Here is a 23,728-nt window from a genome sequence, read left to right on the forward strand (position 1 = left end):
TCAGGCCTCCGCGGGCTCCGGGAGCGGCTCGAACTCCTTGACGGCGTCGATCCGGATCCCGTGCGCGGTGTTCGCCTCCCGCTCGATCATGATCTCCACGAGCACCGGCCGCGAGCTCGCCGCGGCCTCCTTGCGCGCCCATTCGATCGCGTCGGCGATGTCACCGGGCTCGTAGACGCGGCGGCCCTGGCAGCCGTACGCCTCCATGATCTTGACGTTGTCCGAGCCGAACGCGTCGTAGTGGATGTCGACCTCGTAGTTCATGTCGTAGCCGATCTCCGCCTGCCGGATCAGGCCCAGATACTCGTTGTTCAGCATGATCAGCACGAACGGGATGTTGTACTGCGCGGCCACGGCCAGCTCCTCGACCAGGAACTGGAAGCCGTAGTCGCCCACCACGCCGACGACCTCGGCGTCCGGGTCCGCGGACTTGAGGGCCTTCTTGACGCCGATCGCCGCCGGGATCTCCCAGCCGAGCGGGCCGGCCTGGCCGCACACCTGGTAGCGGCGCGGGTGGCCGCCGCGCTGGAACTGGCCGCCCCAGATCTGGTAGAGGCCGATCGCGGTCACGAAGTACGTGTCCGGACCGAAGGCCGCGTTGATCTCCCGGTAGACGCGCGGCGCCTTGATCGGCACGTCGTCGAAGTCGTCCCGGCGCGTCAGCGTGCTGCGGAGCTCGGCGACTCGGGTGGTCCACGCTCCGGGCGCACGCCGTGTGCCGCGACGCTTCGCCGCGTCGAGCAGGGCCCGCAGGAACAGCCTCGTGTCCGAGACGATGCCGAGATCGGGCTCGAAGACCCTGCCGAGCTGCGTCGGCTCGATGTCCACGTGGATGAACTTGCGCGTGCCGCGGTACGTGTCGAGGTCGCCGGTGTGCCGGTCGCCGAAGCGGGCGCCGAGCGCGAGCACGAGGTCTGATTCGAGGAACGAGGCGTTCCCGTAGCGCTGCGAGGTCTGGATCCCGGTCATGCCCGCGAACAGCGGGTGCGACTCGTCGATCGAACCCTTGCCCATCAGCGTGACCTGCACGGGGATGTTCAGGTACTCGGCGAGCTCCACCAGCTCCTCGTGCGCCTCGCCGATGATCACACCGCCGCCGGACAGCAGCAGCGGACGCTCGGCCGCCAGCAGCAGGTCCAGCGCGCGCTCCACGCGCGGCAGCTGCGGCTCGACCTTGGCCAGCGGCAGCGGCGCGTCGATCGAGGCGTCCCACACGATCTCCTGACGCTGCACGTCGATCGGCAGGTCGATCAGCACCGGACCCGGCCGTCCGCTGCGCGCGATCCGGAAGGCCTCGCGGAAGATCCACGGCGCCTGCGCCGCCTCCTTCACCTGCACGGCCCACTTGGTCACCGGCCGCGCGATCTCCACGATGTCGACGGCCTGGAACGCCTCCTGGTGCAGCTTGTTGGAGGCGGCCTGGCCGGTGATGCAGATGATCGGGATCGAGTCGGCCATCGCCGTGTAGAGACCCGTGATCATGTTCGTGCCCGCCGGGCCCGACGTGCCGATGGCCACGCCCACGTTGCCCGTGGTGCGCGCCCAGCCGTCGGCCATGTGCGTCGCGCCCTCCTCGTGCCGGACGATCAGGTGCTCGATCGAGCTGCCGTCCTGCTCGAAGGCCTTGTACAGCGGGAGGATCGCGGCGCCGGGGCAGCCGAAGACCGTGTCGACGCCCTCAGACTTGAGCACCTCCACGACCGCCGACATGACGGGGATCTTCTTTGCGGTCATGGTCATGCCTTTCCATTCAGAGATTCGATGACGGCGAGCAGCGCCGAGTGGTCCCGGTCGCCGAGGCCCTGCGCCCGAGCGGCCTGGATGAGCGCCGCGACCTGCAGGCTCATGGGCAGCGCGACGTCCGCCTGCCGGGCCGCGTCGAGGACGGTGCCCATGTCCTTGTGGTGCAGGTCGATGCGGAATCCGGGCTTGAAGTCGCGGGCCAGCATCGAGTCGCGCTTGAGGTCCAGGATCCGCGAGGCGGCGAGCCCGCCGGCCAGCATGTCGAGGCCCGCCTTGGCGTCCACGCCGAGCGCCTCCATGAGCACGATCGCCTCGGCCACCAGCGCGTACGTGCCGCCGACGACGAGCTGGTTGGCCGCCTTCACGGCCTGGCCGGCGCCGTGCGGGCCGCAGAGCGCGCACGTCTTTCCGACGAGCTCGAAGATCGGCCGCGCCGCCTCGAAGTCCGCCGCGTTGCCGCCGACCATGATGGACAGCACGGCGTCGATCGCGCCCTTCTCGCCGCCGGAGACCGGGGCGTCCAGGACGCGCACGCCCTTGGCCTCGCCCGCCTTGGCGACCTTCTGCGAGGTGCCGGGCTTGATGCTGGAGAAGTCGATGAACAGCGTGCCCGGCTTGATGTGCTCGAACACGCCGCCTTCGCCGAGCACCACGGCCTCGACGTGCGGGTCGGCCGGGAGCATCGTGATGACGATCGGCGCGCCCTCGACCGCCTCCGCGATCGACGAGGCGCGGCGTCCTCCGGCTGCCTCGAGCTTCGCCAGGCCGGGCTCGGCGAGGTCGAAGCCGACGACTTCGTACCCTGCCTTGGCGAGGTGGCCGGCCATGGGCGAGCCCATGATCCCGAGTCCGATGAATCCGATCTTCTGAGTCATTGATTGCCTAACTGGTTCGGAGTTGCAGGTCAGCTGCGCCAGCCGCGTTCTTCGGCCGGCAGCCAGGCGAACGAGTCGGCGCTGACTCCATTCGTGGCCTTGTATTCGAGCCCGATGGATCCGAGCCCTTCCTCGACGCGGTAGTCCGCCGCCTCCAGCGCCGCGAAGAGCGCGCGGTAGTCGAGGCCGCCGGTGCCGGGCGCGCCGCGATCGGGCACGTCGGCGATCTGCACGTGGCCCACGCGTCCGGCGTGCTTGCCGATGACGGTCTCGAGGTCCTCGCCCATCCGGGCCATGTGGTAGAGGTCGAGCAGCAGCGCGAGGTTCGTCGCGCCGGTGACCTCCTCCGTCCGCCCGATGACGTCGAGCGCGGCCCGCGTCGAGGTGACCGGGTAGAGCGGAGACTCGATCGCGTTCAGCGCCTCGATGAGCACCGTGCCGCCGATGATCGCGGCCGCCTTGGTCGCGGCATCGAGGTTCGCGACCGCGAGTTGGTCCTGGAACTCCGGGTCCACGCCCTCGATGCGGTTGCCGTACAGGGCGTTGAAGTTCCGGCAGCCGGTGCGCCGCCCGATCTCGACGGCGACCGGGATCGCGTCGCGGAACCGGCCGGCGTGTTCGGGCACTGAGACCAGACCGCGCGAGCCGACCGACAGGTCGTCGAGGAGGTTCAGGCCGACGAGCCGTACTCCGGCCGCGTCCAGGGCCGCGATGAACTCGTCCACCGCGGAGCCGGCCGGCTGGGCCTCGGTACCGAACGGCCACCAGAACTCGGCCGCCGTGAAGCCCGCCGCCGCCGCCGCGGCCGGGCGCTCCAGCAGCGGGAGCTCGGTGAACAGGATCGACAGGTTAATGTCGTAGCGCAGGGTCATTCGTTGTTTGCGGTGGACTCTCCAACACTCCGGGTGAGGAGAGAACCGCTTCCTCCATTCTGTTGCTCATAAATGAAACTGATAGGCTGTGAGATGTGACGCAACTGGTCAAGCGAGCTTTCAAGTTTCGCTTCTATCCGACCGATGAGCAGGCCGAGATCCTGGTCCGTACATTCGGCTGCGTCCGCCTGGTGTACAACAAGGCGCTGCAGGAGCGAACGACTGCGTGGACTCTCGAGCAGCGGCGAGTCAACTACGCCGAAACGTCGGCGATGCTCACCGACTGGAAGCGCACAGACGAGTTGGCGTTCTTGAACGAGGTGTCCTCGGTGCCGATGCAGCAGGCTCTGCGGCACTTGCAGGGCGCGTTCGGCGCGTTCTGGGACAAGAGAGCGCGATACCCGCGGTTCAAGTCGCGCAAGAGGTTGCGCGACAGCGCCGAGTACACGAGGTCTGCGTTCCGCTATAGCGCCGGTGAGTTGGCGCTCGCGAAGATGCGCGAGCCGCTCGCGATTGTCTGGTCCAGGCCTTTGCCGGAGGGAGTCGAGCCTTCGACTGTGACGGTCTCCCGCGATGCGGCTGGACGCTGGTTCGTCGCGATTCTCTGCGAGCAGAGCATCGAGCGCGCTCCGGCCGTCGACGCTGCGGTCGGAGTCGATGCGGGTGTCACGTCGCTGGTGACTCTCTCCACTGGCGAGAAGGTCACCAACCCGCGCTGTGAGCGCCGTGACCGGGAGCGGCTGGCTAAGGCGCAGGGCGAGTGGGCGCGTAAGCGACCCGGCTCGGCGAATAAGGAGAAGGCTCGCTTCAAGGTGGCGCGGATCCACGCCCGGATCGCCGACCGCAGGCGGGATAATCTGCACAAGCTGACTACTCGGCTCGTTCGCGAGAACCAAACGATCGTGATCGAGGACCTGGCTGTGCGCAACATGATTAAGAACAAGCGATTGGCCCGTGCAATCTCCGACGCGTCGTGGGCCGGGATGCGCGAGATGCTCGAATACAAGTGTGCGTGGTACGGGCGCGAGCTGATCACGGTGGACCGTTGGTTTCCCTCCACGAAGCTGTGCTCCGCGTGCGGGGCGCTGCGGGGGAATCTGTCGATGAACGTCCGTGCTTGGACCTGTGCTTGCGGAGCGGTCCATGACCGAGACACGAACGCGGCACGCAATATTCTGGCCGCGGGGCTCGCGGCTGCTGCCTGTGGAGACGGTGTAAGACCTCAACGGAAAACTCCTGCGGGGCGATTGTCGGTGAAGCAGGAACCTCAGCGGGCGACCGCTGGGCTTCACTCTGATTAGAGAGTGGAGGAGGTCAAGCTTGGAGTTCCTCGGGATGGGTTGCGGTCAGGGTGTGCCGGTAGGCGTTCCAGTCCGGCGTGCCGGAGATGTCGCGCAGTTCGCCGGGCTGTTCGTGGTACGTGTGGCGGCGGATCATGGACAGGCAGCCCGTGCCGTCGTCGAGTTCGATGACGCCGAGCTCCAGCTCGGCCGGCTCGGTCGGCAGCAGGACCTCCCGCAGCACCGGCCAGTCCGCGTCGTAGAGCTCGCCGATCACCGACACGCCGCCCGTGGCGACCTCGTCGAGCGCCGGGAACTCGTCGCGCACCGTGTAGAAGCGGTAGCGCGGGGCCGTGCGTACTCGGCCGACCAGTGGCGAGTCGCCGAGCAGATGGTTGAGTGGGCCGCCGCGCATCGCGCCGCCGTTGAGGAATATCAGAGGCATGCCAGATCCTTCGTGTCGTGAGCGGCGTGGATAGGCGTGGAGACGGCGGCCAGGTGACGGCCGGAGCCGCCGTACCTGTTCGCCACGATCTCCGCGACGATGGCGATGGCCGTCTCCTGCGGCGTACGTCCGCCGAGGTCGAGCCCGATCGGCGAGTGCAGCCGCGACAGCAGTTCGGTGTCGTCGAGCCCTCGTTCACGCAGCCGCTCCACGCGCTGCGTGCAGGTGCGGCGCGAGCCCATGGCGCCGATGTAGCCGACCGGCATCCGAAGCGCCGTCTCCAGCAGCGGTACGTCGAACTTCTCGTCGTGCGTCAGAACGCAGACAGCGGTTCGCCTATCAATGTGCTGCGTCGCCAGGTAGCGGTGCGGCCAGTCGGCGACCACCTCGTCGGCGTCCGGGAAGCGGGCCGCGGTGGCGAACACCGGCCGCGCGTCGCACACGGTGACGTGGAAGCCGAGGAACTTCCCCGCCGTGACCAGCGCCGCGGCGAAGTCGATCGCGCCGAAGACGAGCAGCCGCGGCGCGGTCCCGTAGGACTCGACGAACACGGTCAACGGCTCGCCGCACTCGCTGCCGTCCGCCCCGACGGTGAACGTGCCGGTCTTGCCGAGATCGAGCATCGCGCCCGCCCGACCGACCACGGCGCGATCCAGACTCGCCGCACCGAGCGTGCCGACGCTGCGCCGGCCGGGGCCTTCGTCGTCAGCCAGCATGTCGCGGGTGACGGTCGACCCCGGCGGCCCGAACAACTGCTCGGGCTCGGGCGCCTGGATTGCGAGCGCCCGGCCGAGCAGGTCTCGCGGCCCGGCGATCACCCGGGCAAGAGCAACCCGCGTGCCGTCGCCGATCGCCTCGAGCATCGTTCCGAACGCGTCGGCCGCGCCGCCGGGCGTGACCGGCTGCACGAACACGTCCAGTTCGCCTCCGCAGGTCAGCCCGACGGCGAAGGCGTCCTCGTCGCTGTAGCCGAAGGATTCGAGCACCGGAGTGCCGTGCTGCAGGGCCTCGCGACAGAGCTCGTACACCGCCGCCTCGACGCAGCCGCCGGAGACCGATCCGGCCGCCTCGCCTTCGCTGTTCACGGCGAGCGCGGCGCCCGGCTGGCGCGGCGCGCTGCCGCGTACGCCGACGACCGTGGCCACGGCATACGCGCGAGCCTGCTGGTGGTGCCACTCGGCGAGCCGCTGTGCGATGTCCTGCATGGTGTGTGCCTCCCTCAGAGGGTGTGCTGGATGCCGCTGATTCCGAAGAAGATCGCGAAGATGACGGTCACGCCCCAGACGAACCAGCCGGGTTCGCGCCACTTGCCGTTCGCGACCTTGATGACGGTGTAGGCGATCAGGCCCGCGCCCACGCCGTCGGTGATCGAGTAGGTGAAGGGCATCAGGACGATGGTCAGGAAGGCCGGGACCGCGATCTCGAAGTTCGTGAAGTCCACGTGCCGGATCTGGGCCATCATCAGCGCCCCGATCAGGACCAGCGCGGGCGTCGTCGCCTCGGCGGGCACGATCGCGGCGATCGGCGTGAACAGCAGCGCCGCCGCGAAAAGCAGGCCGGTGACGATCGAGGCGATGCCGGTGCGCGCGCCCTCGCCGACGCCGGCCGTGGACTCCACGAACACCGTGTTCGCCGAGGCCCCCGAGCCGCCGCCGACCACCGCGCCGACGCCGTCCACGAGCAGGATCCGCGAGATGCCGGGCAGCCGGCCCTGCTCGTCGGTCAGCCCGGCCTCGCTGGTGACGCCCATGATCGTGCCCATCGCGTCGAAGAACCCGGAGAGCACGAGCGTGAACAGCGCGATCGTCGCGGTCGCGGCGCCCGCCCGGGCGAAGCCGCCGAACAGGTCCACGCGGCCGAACAGGCCGAACTTCGGAGCGGAGAAGAACGAGGTCGGCGCCTTCGGGATCACCAGACCCCAGGACGCGTCGGGTATCTTCGCGATCTTCTCCACGGCCACGGCCAGCACCGTAGAGGCGACGATGCCGATCAGGATCGCGCCCGGGATCCTGCGAGCCATCAACGCGATCATCAGCAGCAGGCCGAAGCAGAACACGAACGCCGGCCAGCCCTCGAGGTGTCCGCCGGCCCCGAGCTGCACCGGCACGGTGGTGTGCGCCGCGTCCGGCTGCCGGGTGATGACACCCGAGTCGACCAGGCCGATCAGCGCCACGAACGCGCCGATGCCGACGCTGATCGCGTGCTTGAGCGGCAGCGGAATCGCATTCATGATCGTCTCGCGCAGGCCGGTGACCACCAGCAGGATGATCACGATGCCTTCGAGCACCATCAGGCCCATCGCCTGCGGCCACGTCATGTGCGGCGCGATCTGCGAGACCACGACCCCGCTGGTGCCGAGGCCCGCGGCCAGCGCCAGCGGCGCGTTGCCGACGAAGCCCATCAGCAGCGTGGTCACGGCCGCCGCGAACGCCGTCGCCGTGGTCAGTTCGCCGATCGACAGATGGGCTCCGGTCACATCGGCGGCGCTGCCGATGATGATCGGATTGAGCAGCACGATATAGGCCATCGCGAAGAACGTGGTCAGTCCGCCGCGCACCTCTCGGCCCACGGTGGAACCGCGTTCCGCGAGGAGGAAGTACCGCTCGAGTCTTCCGGCGGCGCGGACCTCTGTGTCCGGACCCGCCGCCAGCGGCTCTTGTACTTGCGTCATTGCTCTCTCCTGATTACGCCGTTGTAGTGATGGAGTGAGTTCTCGGGTACTGATGTCAAAGGGCTATCGTGTGCCCGTGATGTCCTCCGGCCCGATCGGAACCTTGGTCAGGTCCCGGCCCAGCGCCGCGCGGATGGCGGCGGCGACGGCCGGAGTGGACGAGAGAGTCGGGGGTTCGCCCGCGCCGCGCAGGCCGTAGGGCGCGCGGGGGTCGGGATTCTCCAGGATCTCCATGCGCATCGGCGGCATGTCGAGGATCGTGGGGATCAGATAGTCGGTGAAGGAGGGGTTGCGCACGATGCCGTCGCGCACCTGGATCTCCTCCATGACGGCGAGGCCCAGGCCTTGCGCGCTGCCGCCCTGCAGCTGGCCCTCGAGCGAGAGCCGGTTCATGATCCGGCCGACGTCCTGCACGAGATCCAGCGCGATGACCTTGACCAGCCCGAGCTCGACGTCCACGTCGACGACCGCCCTGTGCACGGCGAAGGCCAGCTGCGTGTGCGAATTCCCTTGGCCGGTCACGGGATCCATCCCCGTGGTCGGGTGGTGGTGGAACTCGCGGGTGAGATCCACGGCCTCGTCGCCGAGCAGCTCCACCAGGCTCATGACGACGCCGTCCGCCGCCGAGACCACGTTGCCGTCCAGCAGCGAAAGGTCGGTATATGCGTGGCCTGTTTTCTCGACGGCCCGCTTGAAAACCTCCGCGCGCACCGCCTCGCAGGCCGCCTTCACCGCGCCGCCGGTCATGTACGACTGCCGCGATGCGGATGAGGATCCTGAATTGCCCACCTGGTTGTCGGCGGGGTGGATGGTCACCCTGGACACGCCCAGCTCGGTGCGCGCGATCTGGGCCTCCAGGGTGACCAACCCCTGCCCGACCTCCGCCGCGGCCGTGTGCACCAGCACCGCCGGCTCACCGCCGATGGCCTCCAGGCGGATCCGGGCCGTCGAGTAGTCGTCGAAGCCCTCGGAGAAGCAGATGTTCTTGACTCCGACCCCGTAGCCGACGCCGCGCCGCACGCCTTCGCCGTGCGTCGTGTTGGCCGTCGAGCCCGGCAGGTTCCGCGGATCGCTCGGATCCAGCGGTGCGGGCAGCGGCATGGCGACGAGCTGGTCGAGCATCTCGCGCAGCGGCGCCGCGGCCTCCACCACCTGGCCGGTCGCCAACTGCGAACCCTGCGACACGACGTTGAGCTGCCGCAGGCGCACCGGGTCCATGCCGAGACGGTCGGCGATCTTGTCCATCATCGACTCGTACGCGAAGCAGGCCTGCACCGCGCCGAAGCCGCGCATCGCGCCGCACGGCGGGTTGTTGGTGAACACGCCGTACGCGTCGATCTCGATGTTCGGGATCTCGTACGGTCCGACGCCGAGCGACGCGGCGTTGCCGACGACGTTCGGTGTGGCGGACGCGTAGCCGCCGCCGTCCAGGATGATCTCCACGTCCGCGTAGACGATCTTCCCCGCGCGGGTCACGCCGTATTCGTAGTGCATCGTCGCCGGGTGCCGGTGCACGTGGCCGAAGAAGGACTCCTGCCGGTTGTAGACGATCTTCACCGGCTTCTGCGTCCGCAGTGCCAGCATCGCGGCGTGGACCTGCATGGACAGGTCCTCGCGGCCGCCGAACGCGCCGCCCACGCCGGCCAGCGTCATCCGGATCTTCTCGTCCGGCAGACCGAGGCACGGCCCGATCTGCAGCAGGTCGTTGTGCATCCACTGCGTCGCGACGTACAGCTCGATCCCGCCGTCCTCGCTGGGGATCGCGAGCCCCGACTCGGGGCCGAGGAAGGCCTGGTCCTGGATGCCGACCTGGTAGTCGCCCTCGACGACCACCTCCGCGAGCGCCCGGATCGCCGGATCGTGCACGTCGCCGCCGAAGCGGACCGGCTGGTGGCGCACGACGTTGCCGCCCGGGTGCACGGCCGGATACTCGGGGTCGAAGGCCGCGCGGCGGGCGTCGGTGATCGGTTCGAGCACCTCGTAGCCGACCTCGATGAGCCCGAGCGCACGCCGCGCGGTCTCCGGGTGATCCGCGGCGACGAGCGCGACCGGCTCGCCCTGGTAGCGCACCTCGTCGACCGCCAGCACCGGCTGGTCGCGGTGTTCGAGCCCGTAGAACTTGTGTCCGGGCACGTCCTCGTGCGTCAGGACCGCGTAGACGCCGGGGAGCGCGAGCGCCTTTCCGATGTCGATGCCGTGGATACGAGCCCTGGGATGCGGTGAGCGCAGCGTCGCGCCCCAGAGCATCCCGTCGATCCACAGGTCGGAGGAGTAGGCGAACTCGCCCTTGACCTTGAGCGTGCCGTCCGGGCGCAGCGGGCTGCTGCCGACGCCGTCCCGCGCCGACTGGGTGACCTGCCGCGGGCCACGGGTGAGAGTGGTGGTGGTGGCGGCGGTGGCGGTGGTCGATTCGCTCATCGGCCGCTCACCAGCCTTCGCGCGGCGGCCCGGCAGTCTCGCGCCAGAGTCGCCTCGTCGGCGGTGACGAGCTCGCCGTCGCGCACAACGGTGCGGCCGCCGACCGCGAGTAGCTTGACGGAAGCGGGCGGGCCGAACACGAGGGCGCCCACCGGGTCGGCGATGTCCGCGTGGCCGAGGCCGCTCAGGTCCCAGAGCGCCAGGTCGGCGAGTTTGCCCGGCTCCAGCGAGCCGATCTCGTCCTGTCGGCCGAGATTGCGCGCACCGCCGATGGTGCCGATCCGCAGCGCGTCGCGGGCACCGAGCGTCTCCGCGGCACTCGAGTTGCCCGCGCGCAGCCGTGACGTATACATGGCCTGGCGAAGCTCTTCGACCATCATCCCCGACTCCTGCGACGCGGCCCCGTCCACGCCGAGCCCGACCGGCGCGCCGGCGTCCAACAGGGAGCGGACGGGTGCGTGGCCGGCGCCGAGGCGGGCGTTGGAGGACGGGCAGTGCGCGGCTCCGGTGCCGGTCGCGGCCATCTTCTTGATCGCCGCGTCGGACAGGTGCACGGCGTGTGCGAACCACACGTCGTCACCGAGCCAGCCCACGGATTCGGCGTAGTCGACCGGGGTCATGCCGTGCGTGGCGAGACAGAACTCTTCTTCGTCGGCCGTCTCGCACAGGTGCGTGTGCAGCCGGACTCCGTTGGACCTGGCCAGCTCCGCCGAAGCCCGCATCAGCTCGTCGGTCACCGAGAACGGCGAGCACGGCGCGAGCGCGATCCGCACCATGGAGTCGAAACGCGGGTCGTGGAAGCGGTCGATCGCGTCCTGGCTCGCGCGCAGGATGCTGTCAACCTGCTCGACGCACTCGTCCGGTGGCAGGCCGCCCTGCGAGCGCCCGCGCGACATCGAGCCACGCGTCGGATGAAAGCGCAGGCCGATGGTGCCGGCCGCGTCGATCTCGGCGGCGAGCAGGTCGCCGCCGTGCGTCGGGAAGACGTAGTGGTGGTCGGCGGAGGTCGTGCAGCCGGTCTTCGCCAGCCAGGCCAGCCCGCCGCGCGCCGCCGCGCCGACCGAGGGCTCGTCGATGCGCGCCCAGATCGGATACAAGGTCGTGAGCCAGCCGAACAGCGCCTCGTTCTGCGCCAGGCCGCGCGTCACCCACTGGTAGAGGTGGTGGTGGGTGTTGATGAGACCGGGCGTCAGCAGGCAATCGGTTCCATCGACGATGGTGACGTCGTCCGCGGGATTCTGCTTGACGCCCTCGGGAACCGCGCCCGCGCCCACGGCATCGATCAGCCCGTCCCGCGCCACCAGGTATCCGCGCTCGTACTCCGTATCGCAGACGTCGACGGTCGCGATCGCCGCGTTCTCGATGATCAGTACCTTGCTCATCGCGCGCCCGCCTTCTCCCGCACCGCGGCGCGCACGGCGTCGAGGATCTTCTCGTAGCCCGTGCAGCGGCACAGGTTCCCGGCCAGCGCCTCGCGGATCTCCGCGTCGGACGGATCGGGCGTCGTCTCGACCAGGTGGTGCGCCTGCACGAGCAGGCCCGGCGTGCAGAATCCGCACTGCACCGCGCCGGCCTCGAGGAACGCGCGCTGGATCGGGTCGAGCGCCGTGTCCGCGGTGCCCTCCGCCAGCCCCTCCACGGTGCGCACCCGCTGTCCGTGCGCCTGACCCGCCGCGACCAGGCACGAGCACACCGGCGTTTCGTTGAGATACACCGTGCAGGAACCGCATTCGCCCTGCTCGCAGGCATTCTTCGAGCCCGGCAAGCCGAGCCGCTCACGCAGTGCGTAGAGCAGCGACTCGCCCTCCCACACGTCGTCGGCGACCCGGGTCTCGCCGTTGACCTCGATCCTCAGTCTCATATCAGTGCCTTACCTTGCGTGTAGTCGTCCCAGCACCACTGCAGCGTCCGCCGCGCCATGACCTTCAGCGCGTGCCTGCGATACGCGGCCGTCCCGCGCACGTCGTCGATGGGGGAGGCGGCCGCCGACGCCAGCTCGCCGAAGTGCTCGGCCAGCGCGGGATCCAGCGGCGCACGGCTCTCCCAGGGCAGTTCATCCGCCAGGAACTGCTCCGCCTCCCTCGCCCGGCGCGGCGTCGGCGCCGAGGAGCCGATGCCGGTGCCCGCCGCGCGCGCCTGCGAATCGAAGGCGAGGGCGAAGGAGCACACTGCGATGACCATCGCGTTGCGCGTGCCGATTTTCGAAAACTGCTGCGGGCCTGAGGCCGGTGAGAGCAGCACGGCCGAGATCAGCTCATCCTGGGCGAGATCGTTGCGCTTGACGCCCTTGTAGAAGTCGACCGCCGCGATCTGCCGCGTACCGCGCACGGACGCGACCTCGATCACCGCGTCCGTCGCCACCAGCACCGGGTGCGTGTCCCCGGCCGGCGATGCGGCGCCGAGGTTCCCGCCGACTCCGCCGCGGTTGCGGATCTGCGGCGAGCCGACCGTGCGCGACGCCATCGCCAGGCCCGGCAGCACGTCGCCGAGTTCGTCGATGATCCGCGTGTACGGCACGTTCGCGCCCAGCCGGATCCGGCCGTCCGACTGGCGCGACCAGGTGTAGAGCTCGGGGATCCCGTTGAGATCCATCAGCGCGGCGGGGCGGCGCACGTCGAAGTTGATCTCGACCATGATGTCCGTGCCGCCGGCGATCGGCACCGCCTCGGGCCGCTCGGCCTTCAGCGCCAGCGCCTCGCCCCAACTGCCGGGATGCAGAAAGTCCATGACCTCGCCGCCCCTAGCTCCAGGCCGGTCCGGCCAGCGGCGCGTTCTCGCGCAGCACGGTGCCCTCGATCAGGCCGTACGGCCGGTCGGCGGCGTAGAAGGTCTCGTTCGGGTTCTCCATGCCGAACGGACTCAGGTCCACGACGAAGTGGTGCTTGTTCGGGAGGGCGAGTTTGACCTCGCATACGCCCGCGCACTCGTCGAGCACGCGCGTGCCCATCGCATAAAGGGTCTGCTGAAGCGAGAGGCTGTAGGTGTCGGCGAACGCCTCGAGGAGCGAGGCACGTGCGACGTCGTATTCGCCGTCGAAGTCCACCGCGCGGATCTCGGCGTTGTCCGTCTCCGCGTGCCGCCATTGCGCCGTGACCGCCGTGGCCAGCACGCGATCGCTCGTCTCGGGCAGCGTGGTGAACTCGTCCTTGATGTATCCGTGGAACTCGGACGCCGTCGAATTCAGCACGACGAGGTCGCGCAGCCCGCTGACCACGTGCGTCTGCTCACCGTCGTAGTGCACGACGACCGTACGCGTCTCGCGGCCCGAGCGGACGAACGAATGTCCGTGCTGCTGTGCCTCGCCCGCGCCGCGTCGACCGGCCCACGGCTCGATCCGGTCCCAGGTGCATTCGGCCACTTCGACGCGGGCGTGCTGGATTGTCGGCTGCGAGTCGACGAAGTGCTGCGCGAGCAGCACCGCGAAGTGCTCGGCCGTCTCGATGCCGTGTTTCTGCGCGAAGGCGAAGACAGTGTTCTTCTGCGTGTCAGTGGGCAGTACCGAGGCGTTGGCGCCGGAGAGGTGCACATCGGCCATGTCGCCGGACAGTGCCACGCTGACCGTCAGGTCCTTGATTTCGTGGCGCTCGCCGTCCTTGGCGATGCGCACCACGTGCGTCTCGGCCTTGCCGTAGCGGTTGTCGCCCAGAATGATCGGCATCGACTTCTAACTCCCTCGGTAGGTCGAATAAGCGAACGGACTCAGCAGCAGCGGGACGTGGTAGTGGCGCCCCGGATCCTCGATCGCGAAGCAGACCGCGACCTCCGGGTAGAAGCAGGCGGCGCCGCGCTCGGCGAAGTACGCGCCGGTCTCGAACACCAGCCGGTGCACCCCGGCTGCCTCCACCGGCGGGAACGCGTCCCCGATCCGTCCGTCCGTGTCCGTTCTCGCCTCGAGGAGCTGCTCGTCCCCGCGGTACAGCCGCACCCGCATCCCGGCCGCCGGCTCGCCGCGCGTCGCGTCCAGTACGTGCGTCGAAAGGCTCATGCCGTGCCAACTCCCTGAGCCTGGGCCTCGGCCTGGAGTGGGGCCTGCGCCTGTCCCTGCGCTCCCGCCGCGAGCAGCCGCTCCAGCCGCAGCCGGGTGATCGCGGTCAGCTCGGCCCGCGTCGCGAGCCGCTCGGCCGCCGCGTCGTTGCGCAGCCGGTGTTCGAGCGCGCGGAGCATGACCTCGGCGGGCAGGCCCGACGCGCAGATGAGGAAGACGTGTCCGAACTTCTCCTGGTACGTCAGATTCAGCTCCGCGAGCCGGTCCGCGACCTGCCGCGCCGCGCCGTCCATACCCGACTGTTCGCTGCGCGACCACGCCGCCTCTCGGGATTCGCCGTCCGCGCGGCTCCCGATCGCGGGGTGCGCGCAGAGCGCTTCCAGCACGTCCGTCCACTCCAGTTCCGCGGCCGCCTCGTTCGCCGCGTCGAGCAGCGCGGCCCACGTCCGGTACGGCCGACCCGTGGCCAGCGCCCGCGACCACCGGCTCGACGCGCAGCACGCGGACAGCGCTCGCACGGCCTCGTCGAACGGCAGCGCGTCGAGCCACGCCACCTCCACCGCCTCGTCCATGCGGACCCGCCCGCCTCTCCGTCTGGTCTGGTTGTTCACTGGCAGACGCCGGAGATTGAACCTCCAGGCGCGCCGCGGTGCCACGGGCGGAAACCATGAACCTCGACCGCTGCGGACCGGCCCGTTCGTGTGATCGCACGAATCGCTTCCCACGGCCCGAAGGCCCGAGTTACGGTGCGATTCGACAGGTCGAGCCGGTCGAGCCGGTCGAGGCGGACGGAGGAGGAGCGCCGATGCTTGTGCGGGAGCTGCTCGGGCCGCCGTGCGCCCTGACCCCGGTCACCGACACGCTCGGGCTCGACCGGGACGTGCGCTGGGTGGTGACCACCGACATGCCCGACCCCAGCCGCTACCTGCAGGGCGGCGAGTTGATCGTCACCGGGATGATCTGGCGCAAGGGGCCGCGGGACGCCGAGCGCTTCGTCTCGGCGATCGCCGCGTCCGGAGCCAGCGCGCTCGCGGCGGGCAACGCGGGTGACGAGGAGCTGCCCGCCGACCTGCTGGCCGCCTGCCGCAAGCACCGGCTGCCGCTGCTGCGCGTGCCCGGCGCGCTCGCCTTCGCGACGCTGACCGAGTACGTGGTGCGCCGGGTCTCCGGCCAGCGGGCCAGTGACCTGGGCAGTGTGCTGGAACGGCACCGCCGGCTCGTCGCGGCGGCCGATCCGGAGCAGGCGCTCGGCGCGATCCTCGAACTGATCTCCGCGGACCTCGGCCTGGCCTGCTGGGTGATCGACTCCAGCGGCACGGCGGTCGCCGCCAGCGGCGAAGCCCTCACCGAGCAGGAACGGGGCAAGCTGGCCCGCGCCGCGCTCTCCGCGTCGACGCTGCCCGCGCGCGTCGCAGTTTCCGCCACCGCGACGAACGGTCGCACCCGCGGCCGCCGCAGCGTCTTCCCGATCGAGGGCGAGGACCGGATCACCGACTGGTACCTCGTGCTGGACGGCGACTGGCGGCAGTGGGATCCGCAGCGCCGAGCCGTCGTCGACCAGGTCACGGACGTCCTCAAGGCCGAGCGTGCGCGCCTGGCCGACCGGACCGCGCCGTGGCGTGCCGACGCCGAACGCCTGGTCAGCGAGATCGCGACGGGTTCCGCCGGCGACGACGTCTGCCGCCGCCTGACGGATCTCGGCCTCGGCGGAGGGCTCCGCGCCCTGGCCCTCGCCGTCTCCGATCCGGGCGGGCAACCCGAGGAAATGCTCGAGGCGGCGTTCGGCCCCTGCTCAGCCTCGATCGCGCACTTCGACGAGGACCCGACGTCCGGCCTCCCCGCGCACGCCGTCGCCTTCACCCGCGACCCCTCGCCCGACTCCGAGACCGTGCTTCCCGGCTGGCTCGACCGGGTCACCCCCGGCCTCGCCGGCCGCCGCGTCGGTGTCGGCCTGTCCGACCACGTCACCGACCCGGCCGCCCTCAAGCGAGCGATCACCGACGCCCGCCACGCCCTGCGCGTCGCCATCACGAAGCCCGAGCCGGTCACGCTCGTCCGCCAAGCCGACATCGCCTCGCACGCCCTGCTGCTCGCCAGCATCCCCGAGGAAGTCCGCAGCACCTACCGGGACCGGATGCTCGGCCCCATCCTCGAGTACGACCGCGCACACAACTCAGAACTCGAGGTCACCCTGGAAGCCTTCCTGCGCGCCTCGTCCTCCTGGACCAAGTGCGCCGCCGCCATGCACCTGCACGTCAATACTCTGCGATATAGGATCTCGCGCATCGAGGAGCTCGTCGGCCGACCCCTCTCGCTGCTCGAGACCCAGGCCGACCTGCTGCTCGCCCTCGACCTCCGCGAGTCCTAGAGCGGGCGGACCGGCGGAAAACCCCTGGAGGCGCGCCGCATCGGGACACTAAGGTCCGGAGCATGACCGACCCCTCAGGCTTCGGCTCCGGCAGCCGCCTCACCTTCAACTCTCCGCTGTCCGACGCACGCGCGGACAGGCTCGTCGCCGACCTCGCCGCGCAGAGACCTGAGACGGTCACCGACTTCGGCTGCGGCTGGGGCGAACTGCTGCTGCGCATCCTGCAAGCCGCGCCGCAGGCCCGCGGAACCGGCGTCGACGTACACGGACCCGACGTGCAGCGGGCACGCCGCGCCGCGGTGGAACGCGGGCTGGAGCACCGGGCCACATTCGTCGAAGCACCGGCCGCCGAGCATCTGCGCCCGGTGGATCTGGTCATCAGCTCGGGGGCGTATCAGGCCTTCGGCACCATTCCCGATGCCCTCAAGGCCATCCGGCCGATCGTGAATCCGGGTGGTCGTCTGCTGTTCGGCTGCGAGGTGTGGGAGCGCACGCCGACGTCCGAAGAGCTGGCAGCCATGTGGCCCGGCACCACGATCGAGGACTGCCTCTTCCTGCCGGACCTCGTCGATCACGCCGTGGCGTCAGGCTTCCGCCCGCTGGAGATCGGGATGGCCACCCGCGACGAGTGGGACAGGTTCGAGTCCGGATTCGCGGCGGGCGCGGAGGAATGGCTCCTGGCCAACAGCGACCACGACGAGGCCGAGGCGGTGCGCGCCAGACTCGACGCACACCGCACCATCTGGCTGCGGGGATCGCGGCAGGTGATGGGCTACGCCTACCTCACGCTCGGACCGGACCCTCGGACCGACGACGGGCCGGGTGGCGGATGACGAGTGAGGCGCGGACCTCGACGTCCAGGGCGGCGTAGATGTGCGGGACGTCGGAGGCGAAGGAGACGTGGCCGCCCGCCGCGACGGTGATCGGTGCGCCCTGCGGTCCGACCAGCGCGGTTCCCGAGAACACGGTCAGGTACTCGACGACGCCGCCGGGGTGCGCGGGGGAGGTCTGGGTCGGGCCCGGGTGGATCGTCAGGCGGTAGAGCTCGGTGGTGGCGCCTTCGTCGGTGAAGACCTCCAGCAGCTCCGCGGTCACGGCCGTGCCGTGGACGGCGGTCGGCGCGGACGACGGTGTCGGCGGGGCGAGCAGGGCGGCGAGGGGGACGTCCAGCCGGGCGGCGATCGCGTAGAGCGTCTCGAGCGTCGCGTTGCGGGTGCCGGACTCGACGGCGGACAGCGTCGCCTTGCCCAGGCTCGCGCCGCGAGCGAGTTCGGACAGGCTGATGCCGCGGTCGGCGCGCAGCGCCTGGATGCGCCGGCCGACCTCCTGGGCCAGCGTCGATGTGCGTCCCGAAGACATGGCTACCAGTATGCCGGTCGACCGGCGTATCGTTCCGTTTATGGAACGTTCTCTTTACGGAACGGCCCGCGGGCTGGCCCAGCCGCTGATCGCCGGGCTGGTCACCGCGCTCGTCGGGTTCAGCGCCTCGTTCGCGCTGGTGGTGGTCGGGCTGCGGGCGGTCGGTGCCGACCAGCGGCAGGCGGTGTCCGCGCTGCTCGCCTCGTGTCTCGCCGTCGGCGGCCTCGCGATCTGGTACGGCATCCGACGTAGGCAGCCGATCAGCATCGCGTGGTCCACGCCGGGCGCCGCGCTGCTCGCCGCGGCGGGACGGCAGCACGGCGGATATCCGGCGGCCGTCGGCGCGTTCGCCGTCGCCGGGCTGCTGATCGTGCTCACCGGGCTCTCCGGCCGACTGGTCGGCTGGATCGGGCGAATACCCGGTCCGATCACGTCCGCGCTGCTCGCCGGGGTGCTGCTGCCGCTCTGCCTGGCACCGGTCCGGGCCGCGGTTCAGCTGCCCGCCCTCGCCCTCGCCCCGATCGCCGTATGGCTACTGCTTTCCCGGATCGCACGCCGCTGGGCGGCGCCCGCCGCGTTGGCCGTCGCGCTGGTCGAGGTCGCCGTGCACCACAACGGACGACTCGGCGGCTCCGGCGCCGGTCTGCTGCCGCGCTTCGACTTCACGGTCCCCACGGTGAGCCTCGGCGCGCTGGTCGGGATAGCGCTGCCGCTCTACGTGATCACCATGGCCGCGCAGAATCTCCCCGGCCAGGCCGTACTGCGCGGGTTCGGGTACGACGTCGAACTGCGGCCGGCGCTGCTGGGCACCGGCGCGGCGACCACGGCCGGCGCGCCGCTGGGCGTGTTCGGGGTCTGCCTCGCCGCGATCAGTGCCGCCCTGTCCGCCGGCCCCGACGCGCACCCGGACCCGCGCCGACGCTGGATCGCGTCGGTCACGGCCGGGGTCGTCTACATCGCGCTCGGACTGTCCGCCGCGCTCGCGACCTCGCTGCTCGCGGTCACGCCGCCGCTGCTGATCGAGGCCGTCGCCGGGCTCGCGCTGATGAGCACGTTCGGCTCCGCGCTCGCCGCCGCCGTCTCCGGCCCGGACCACCGCGAGGCGGCGGCGATCACCTTCGCGGTCAGCGCCTCCGGAATCTCAGTGCTCTCCATCGGCGCGTCGTTCTGGGGCCTGGTCTGCGGACTCGCGGTCCTCGCGATTCAGCGAGCCGGGATCCGTTCCAAGACCGTCAAGGAGCTGGCATAGTCGCCTGAGGGCAGCTCGAGCGGGAGGCCGTACTCGGCCAGCACGGCGCCGTCGTACTCGCGGCCGGAGGAGCGGTCACGGTAACGGGCCGCCGGGTCGAGGGCGGCGAGGCGAACGGGTCCGGGCTCGCGGCCGAAGGAACGGATGGGCTGCCACGCGAAGACGACCGTCTCCGCGTCATCAGTACTCGTGTACTGCACGGCTGTCAGGCCACTGGCATCATCGGGATCGCTCAGCCGGTGTCGGACGCCGAGCTGGACCGTGTCGCGAATCTCCTTGTAGCGCGCCACTTCGCGGGCCACGTCGTGCAACTCCTGCTCGCTCCACTCGGTCAGATTCCCGCCGAGCGCCATCACGCCGCTCATCGCCGCATGGCAGCGAAAGCGCAGCGGAATCGTGCGGCCGGTGGTCGGGTTCGGGGAGTCCGTCACCCACGCCGACATCACGCGCGCCGGGTACAGCTGCGTGAAGCCGTGCTGGATGGTCAGCCGGTCCAGGGCGTCCGTGTTGTCCGACGGCCAGACCTGGTCGGTCCGCGCCAGCATGCCCAGGTCGATGCGGCCGCCTCCGCCGCTGCACCCCTCGATGCGCAGGTTCGGGTGGTCCGCGCGCAGCCGGTCGATGATCGCGTACACGTTGCGGACGTGGTCGATCCAGAGCCGATCGGCCTCTCCGTCCGTGCCGTGCTCCGGCCACCCGGCCTCGCTGAAGGAGCGGTTCATGTCCCACTTCAGGAAGTCGATCGCGTGCTCGGAGACGAGACGGTCCAGCCACTCGTGCGCCCACGCCGCAACGTCCGGCCTCGCGAAGTTCAGCACGAGCTGGTTGCGCAGCTCCGTGCGCTCCCGGTTCTCGAAGTGCAGCACCCAGTCAGGGTGCTGCCGGTAGAGCTCGCTGTCCGGGTTGACCATCTCCGGCTCGACCCACAGGCCGAAGGCCATCCCGAGCCGGTGCACCTCCTCGGCCAGCGGGCCGAGGCCTTCGGGAAAGCGCTCCGCGCTCGGCGTCCAGTCGCCGAGCCCGGCCAGGTCGCTCGTGCGCGTGCCGAACCAGCCGTCGTCCATCACGAACAGTTCGACGCCGAGCTCCGCGGCCTGGGCCGCGAGCTTGCGCTGCCCGGCCTCGTCCACGTCGAAGCCGGTCGCCTCCCACGAGTTGTACAGCACCGGCCGTACCTCGCGCGGGTGCGGCAGCACGTGACGCAGGACGTGGCCGTGCCACGCTCGGCTGGTCGCGCCGAATCCGCCGCCGCTGTAGAGCCCGAGGACCGCCGGCGTCGTCAGCGATTCGCCGGGACCGAGTCGCCAGCTCACGCCGTCGTGCCCGAAGCCCCCGGTCACCTGCACCCGGTTGTCCGTGCCGCGCTGCACGGCTATTCGCCAGCTGCCGCTCCAGGCCAGCGCCGCGCTCCACACCTGGCCGTGCTGCTCGTCCGCGTCGCCTGCGTCGAGCATCACCCACGGATTCGCCTGATGTCCGGTGATGCCGCGCCGACTGGTGAACACCGTCTCGCCCCAGGCGAGCGCGTCCCGTCGCAGCTGAGTCTCCGCCGCCCAGTCGCCGACGACGTGCCCGACCCGGTAGTTCGCGCGCGCCGGGAGCGACCAGCCGGCCGAGTCGGCCCGCAGCACCGAGAGCGCGCGGTCCTCGCTCCAGTGATCGAGCACCAGGTGACGCTCGATCACGTCGCTGTCGTGGTAGACGCGGTAGTGAAGCGAGATCCCGAGCGGGTAGTTCTTGTCACGCATGCGCAGCCGGAGTGAGGCGCCGGACTCGTCGTTGACGATCTCGTACCCCTCATACGCCCATTCGAGCGCGCGGGTGCCGTCCGCGAACTGCAACTGCAGGCCTGGAGCGCCATAGCGGTCGCCGCCGTCCACCGCGATCTCCTCGGGGACGCGGCGTCCGCCGAAGCTGTCGGTGCGCCCGGGCTGGTAGGTATGCGGCAGCGCCTCGACCTGACCGAGCGTGAGTCGCTCGCCCCAGTGCAGGTGGCGTGGCGCGTCGGTGGCGTCGAGCTGCAGCCCGTAGGACGAGCGCGGCGTGCTGAGCAGCCACGTGCGACTGCCGGGATTGAACGTGATCGTGGACATGCGATTTCCTCCCGGCTATATGTTGACAGAGGAAAAGAATTCGGCCAATACCTTCGGCGGATCTGGGCCGGATCTGGGCTGGATCCGTGCCGGGGCTACGCGACGCGGCGGTCGTCGACGGCGTCGCGGTCCCAGGAGATGCCGAGTCCCGGCTCGTCGGGCGCGATCGCGCGGCCGTCCTCGACGCGCAGCTGTCCCCGGGTCACCGCGCGCAGTTGCGGGATGTGTTCGACGTACCGGCCGTTGGGGATCGCGGCGACGAGGCTCACGTGCAGCTCCATCAGGAAGTGCGGGCAGACGTGCACGTTGAACGCCTCGGCCAGGTGCGCGACCTTCAGCCACGGCGTGATCCCGCCGACCCGCGCCACGTCGACCTGCACGATCGACGCCGCCTCGCGGTGCAGGTAGTCGCGGAACTGCCCGACCGAGTAGAGCGATTCGCCCACCGCGATCGGGATCGAGGTCGAGCGGGCGAGGACCGCGTGCCCCGATACGTCGTCCGCGGGCAGCGGCTCCTCGAACCAGGCCAGGCCCAGCGGCTCGAACGCGGCGGCCCGGCGGCGCGCCTCCGCGGCCGTCAGCGACTGGTTCGCGTCCACCATGACCTCGAGTTCTGAACCGACCGCGTCGCGCACCGCGCGCAGCCGCTCCACGTCCTGCTCGACGCGCGGCTTTCCCACCTTCAGCTTCACGCCGGGCCAGCCCGCCGCCCGCGCGGCGAGCGCTCCGCGGACGAGTTCCTCAGTGCTCAGATGCAGCCAGCCGCCCTCGGTGTCGTAGAGCGGCACCTCGCGCCTGAAGCCGCCGGCCACCAGCCACAACGGCTCCCCGGCCCGCAGGCAGCGCAGATCCCACAGCGCGGTGTCGACGGCGGCGAGCGCGAGCGAGGTGATCGCGCCGACCGTCGTGGACCGCGTCGAGGCGAACAGGTCGTGCCACAGATGCTCGATCTGCCGGGAGTCGGCGCCGATCAGCCGCGGCAGCAGGTGCGCGCGCAGCATGGCGAGGACGGACCCGCCGCCGGTGCCGATCGTGTACGCGTAGCCGGTCCCGCGGTTGCCGTCCTCCGTGACCAGGTCGACGAACACCGTCTCCTGTTTGACGAAGGACTGCACCGCGTCCGTGCGAACGGTCTCGACGGCGATGTCCACCAGGTATGCGTCGGCTTCGATGATTCTCATGCGCGGACTCCTCCGGTACGCGACCGGGACGGGACGACGAGGTTCTGCGCGGCCACCGCGGCGCCGCCGCGTGCCCACTCCTCGAACGGCAGCGGACGCACGATCAGATCGCAGTCCTTCGCCGCCCCGAAGGCCTGCGCGGTGAAGGTCTCGCGGATCTGCTCGGCGAAGAGGTCGTAGAAGGCCACGCCCTCGCCCGAGATGATGATGCGCTCCGGGCCGATCAGGTTGGCCACGGCCGCGATCGCCAGCCCGAGCGCCTGCGCGGCCCTGGTGAACACGGCGAGCACCGCGCGGTTTCCGCCGCGTGCGAGCCGGACCGCGTCGGCCATGGTGAGCTTCGGGTCGCCCGCGGCCTGCCGCGCCTGCTCGACGATCGCCTGGGTGGCCGCGATCGATTCGACGCAGCCGACGTTGCCGCAGGTGCACATGCGATCGCCGCCGACCGGCAGATGCCCGACCTCGCCGGCCACGCCGTGCGCACCGGTGACCACGTTGCCGCCGATCGACAGGCCCGCGCCGATGCCGGTGCCGACGGTCACCACCGCGAAGGAAGAGAGACCGGCTCCGGCGCCGGACCACTGCTCGGCGACGGTCAGCGCCCGAACGTCGTTCTCGATGACGGTCGGCAGCCCGGTGGCCTCCTCGACGAGCCTGGCCAGCGGCACGCCCCGCCAGTTCAGGAACGGGGAGCGGTGCACCACGCCGGTGTGCCCGTCGACGTCGCCGGAGATGGCCACGCCCAGGCCCTCGACCCGCGGTGCGGAACGCGCGCCCTGGCCGGTGGTGAGCCGGTGCACCAGCTTGCCTATGGCCTGCACCACGCTGCCGACGTCCTGCGAGTCCAGCTCGGCGCGGCGGGTGGCCAGCGGATGCGCCGTCAGATCCGTGCGCACGCAGAACAGCTCCTCGGCGGTCACCTTCACCCCGATGAAGCCGGCCCGCGCCGCGCGCACCGAGAGCAGCGTCGCCGGCCGGCCCGCGGCCCGCTCGCCGGGAGGAGGTCCGACCTCTTCGATCCAGGCGTCCTCGATGAGCGGGGCGGAGGCCTTGGTGACCGCGCCGGGGGACAACCCGGTGCGCCGGGTCACCTCCGCCCTGCTGAGCGGCCCGTGTGCGAGCACGGTGTGGAAGACCTGCGCGACCGCAGGAGCCTGAGTGGGGAGCACGGCCGAAGTATAACCACACT

21 protein-coding genes are annotated in these 23,728 nt (G+C 70.5%); 4 read left to right on the forward strand and 17 right to left on the reverse strand.

What is annotated here, in order from left to right:
• From gcl to VG296_RS09775, 3 genes are read right to left on the reverse strand one after another with little or no spacing between them, the layout of a single operon-like run.
• Positions 1–1,734, reverse strand: coding sequence for a glyoxylate carboligase (gene gcl, locus VG296_RS09765; RefSeq protein ID WP_349259509.1), 1,734 nt, complete (start codon positions 1,732–1,734; stop codon positions 1–3).
• Between the two features lie 2 nt (positions 1,735–1,736).
• Entirely contained in the window at positions 1,737–2,651 is a 915-nt protein-coding gene (locus tag VG296_RS09770; protein WP_349259510.1) for a 2-hydroxy-3-oxopropionate reductase, read from the reverse strand.
• Entirely contained in the window at positions 2,648–3,490 is an 843-nt protein-coding gene (locus VG296_RS09775; protein WP_325565304.1) for a hydroxypyruvate isomerase family protein, read from the reverse strand. The genes VG296_RS09770 and VG296_RS09775 overlap by 4 nt, the downstream gene beginning before the upstream one ends.
• Before the next feature lie 95 nt (positions 3,491–3,585).
• Between VG296_RS09775 and VG296_RS09780 the strand changes: the two genes are divergently transcribed.
• Complete coding sequence (locus VG296_RS09780) at positions 3,586–4,791, forward strand: RNA-guided endonuclease TnpB family protein (RefSeq protein WP_325565305.1); 1,206 nt, start codon at positions 3,586–3,588, stop codon at positions 4,789–4,791.
• 13 nt (positions 4,792–4,804) lie between these two features.
• Here the strand turns inward: VG296_RS09780 and VG296_RS09785 are convergent, their stop codons facing one another.
• From VG296_RS09785 to uraD, 10 genes are all read right to left on the reverse strand, one after another.
• Positions 4,805–5,215 carry an allophanate hydrolase-related protein gene (locus VG296_RS09785; protein ID WP_325565306.1) on the reverse strand — a complete coding sequence of 137 codons (411 nt, stop codon included), beginning with the start codon at positions 5,213–5,215 and terminating at the stop codon, positions 4,805–4,807.
• Complete coding sequence (locus tag VG296_RS09790; protein WP_325565307.1) at positions 5,206–6,420, reverse strand: XdhC/CoxI family protein; 1,215 nt, start codon at positions 6,418–6,420, stop codon at positions 5,206–5,208. Before VG296_RS09790 ends, VG296_RS09785 begins: the two co-directional genes overlap by 10 nt.
• A 14-nt stretch (positions 6,421–6,434) precedes the next feature.
• On the reverse strand, positions 6,435–7,886 hold the full coding sequence (locus tag VG296_RS09795) for an NCS2 family permease (RefSeq protein ID WP_325565308.1): 1,452 nt from the start codon (positions 7,884–7,886) through the stop codon (positions 6,435–6,437).
• Positions 7,887–7,949: 63 nt separating this feature from the next.
• Entirely contained in the window at positions 7,950–10,304 is a 2,355-nt protein-coding gene (gene pucD, locus VG296_RS09800) for a xanthine dehydrogenase subunit D (RefSeq protein WP_325565309.1), read from the reverse strand.
• Positions 10,301–11,686 (reverse strand): 8-oxoguanine deaminase, encoded by a 1,386-nt coding sequence (locus VG296_RS09805; RefSeq protein WP_325565310.1) that lies wholly within the window; start codon positions 11,684–11,686, stop codon positions 10,301–10,303. Before VG296_RS09805 ends, pucD begins: the two co-directional genes overlap by 4 nt.
• Entirely contained in the window at positions 11,683–12,165 is a 483-nt protein-coding gene (locus VG296_RS09810) for a (2Fe-2S)-binding protein (RefSeq protein WP_325565311.1), read from the reverse strand. The genes VG296_RS09805 and VG296_RS09810 overlap by 4 nt, the downstream gene beginning before the upstream one ends.
• Positions 12,162–13,031 carry an FAD binding domain-containing protein gene (locus tag VG296_RS09815; RefSeq protein WP_325565312.1) on the reverse strand — a complete coding sequence of 290 codons (870 nt, stop codon included), beginning with the start codon at positions 13,029–13,031 and terminating at the stop codon, positions 12,162–12,164. Before VG296_RS09815 ends, VG296_RS09810 begins: the two co-directional genes overlap by 4 nt.
• Before the next feature lie 13 nt (positions 13,032–13,044).
• Positions 13,045–13,962, reverse strand: coding sequence for a factor-independent urate hydroxylase (gene pucL, locus VG296_RS09820; protein ID WP_325565313.1), 918 nt, complete (start codon positions 13,960–13,962; stop codon positions 13,045–13,047).
• A gap of 6 nt (positions 13,963–13,968) precedes the next feature.
• Positions 13,969–14,289: a hydroxyisourate hydrolase gene (uraH, locus tag VG296_RS09825; RefSeq protein ID WP_325565314.1), complete on the reverse strand. Its 321-nt coding sequence runs from the start codon at positions 14,287–14,289 to the stop codon at positions 13,969–13,971.
• Positions 14,286–14,861 carry a 2-oxo-4-hydroxy-4-carboxy-5-ureidoimidazoline decarboxylase gene (gene uraD / locus VG296_RS09830; protein WP_325565315.1) on the reverse strand — a complete coding sequence of 192 codons (576 nt, stop codon included), beginning with the start codon at positions 14,859–14,861 and terminating at the stop codon, positions 14,286–14,288. Before uraD ends, uraH begins: the two co-directional genes overlap by 4 nt.
• A 233-nt stretch (positions 14,862–15,094) precedes the next feature.
• Here uraD and VG296_RS09835 point away from each other — a divergent pair, with 233 nt between their 5' ends.
• Complete coding sequence (locus VG296_RS09835; RefSeq protein ID WP_325565316.1) at positions 15,095–16,657, forward strand: PucR family transcriptional regulator; 1,563 nt, start codon at positions 15,095–15,097, stop codon at positions 16,655–16,657.
• Positions 16,658–16,719: 62 nt separating this feature from the next.
• Positions 16,720–17,490: a methyltransferase gene (locus VG296_RS09840; protein WP_325565317.1), complete on the forward strand. Its 771-nt coding sequence runs from the start codon at positions 16,720–16,722 to the stop codon at positions 17,488–17,490.
• Here VG296_RS09840 and VG296_RS09845 read toward each other — a convergent pair.
• Positions 17,441–18,016, reverse strand: a complete 576-nt coding sequence (locus VG296_RS09845) for an XRE family transcriptional regulator (protein ID WP_325565318.1) — start codon at positions 18,014–18,016, stop codon at positions 17,441–17,443. The genes VG296_RS09840 and VG296_RS09845 overlap by 50 nt on opposite strands.
• A gap of 40 nt (positions 18,017–18,056) precedes the next feature.
• On the opposite strand from VG296_RS09845, the gene VG296_RS09850 reads away from it, so the two are divergent.
• On the forward strand, positions 18,057–19,265 hold the full coding sequence (locus VG296_RS09850) for a benzoate/H(+) symporter BenE family transporter (RefSeq protein WP_325565319.1): 1,209 nt from the start codon (positions 18,057–18,059) through the stop codon (positions 19,263–19,265).
• Here the strand turns inward: VG296_RS09850 and VG296_RS09855 are convergent.
• From VG296_RS09855 to VG296_RS09865, 3 genes are all read right to left on the reverse strand, one after another.
• Positions 19,220–21,358 (reverse strand): alpha-galactosidase, encoded by a 2,139-nt coding sequence (locus tag VG296_RS09855; RefSeq protein WP_325565320.1) that lies wholly within the window; start codon positions 21,356–21,358, stop codon positions 19,220–19,222. The genes VG296_RS09850 and VG296_RS09855 overlap by 46 nt on opposite strands.
• 95 nt (positions 21,359–21,453) lie before the next feature.
• The gene (locus tag VG296_RS09860; protein ID WP_325565321.1) at positions 21,454–22,539 is read right to left on the reverse strand and encodes a mandelate racemase/muconate lactonizing enzyme family protein; all 1,086 of its coding nucleotides are present in this window, start codon (positions 22,537–22,539) and stop codon (positions 21,454–21,456) included.
• Positions 22,536–23,708, reverse strand: coding sequence for an ROK family transcriptional regulator (locus VG296_RS09865; protein ID WP_325565322.1), 1,173 nt, complete (start codon positions 23,706–23,708; stop codon positions 22,536–22,538). Before VG296_RS09865 ends, VG296_RS09860 begins: the two co-directional genes overlap by 4 nt.
• Positions 23,709–23,728 lie beyond the last annotated feature (20 nt).

Source organism: Actinospica sp. (genome assembly GCF_035552695.1).
GTDB lineage: Bacteria > Actinomycetota > Actinomycetes > Streptomycetales > Catenulisporaceae > Actinospica.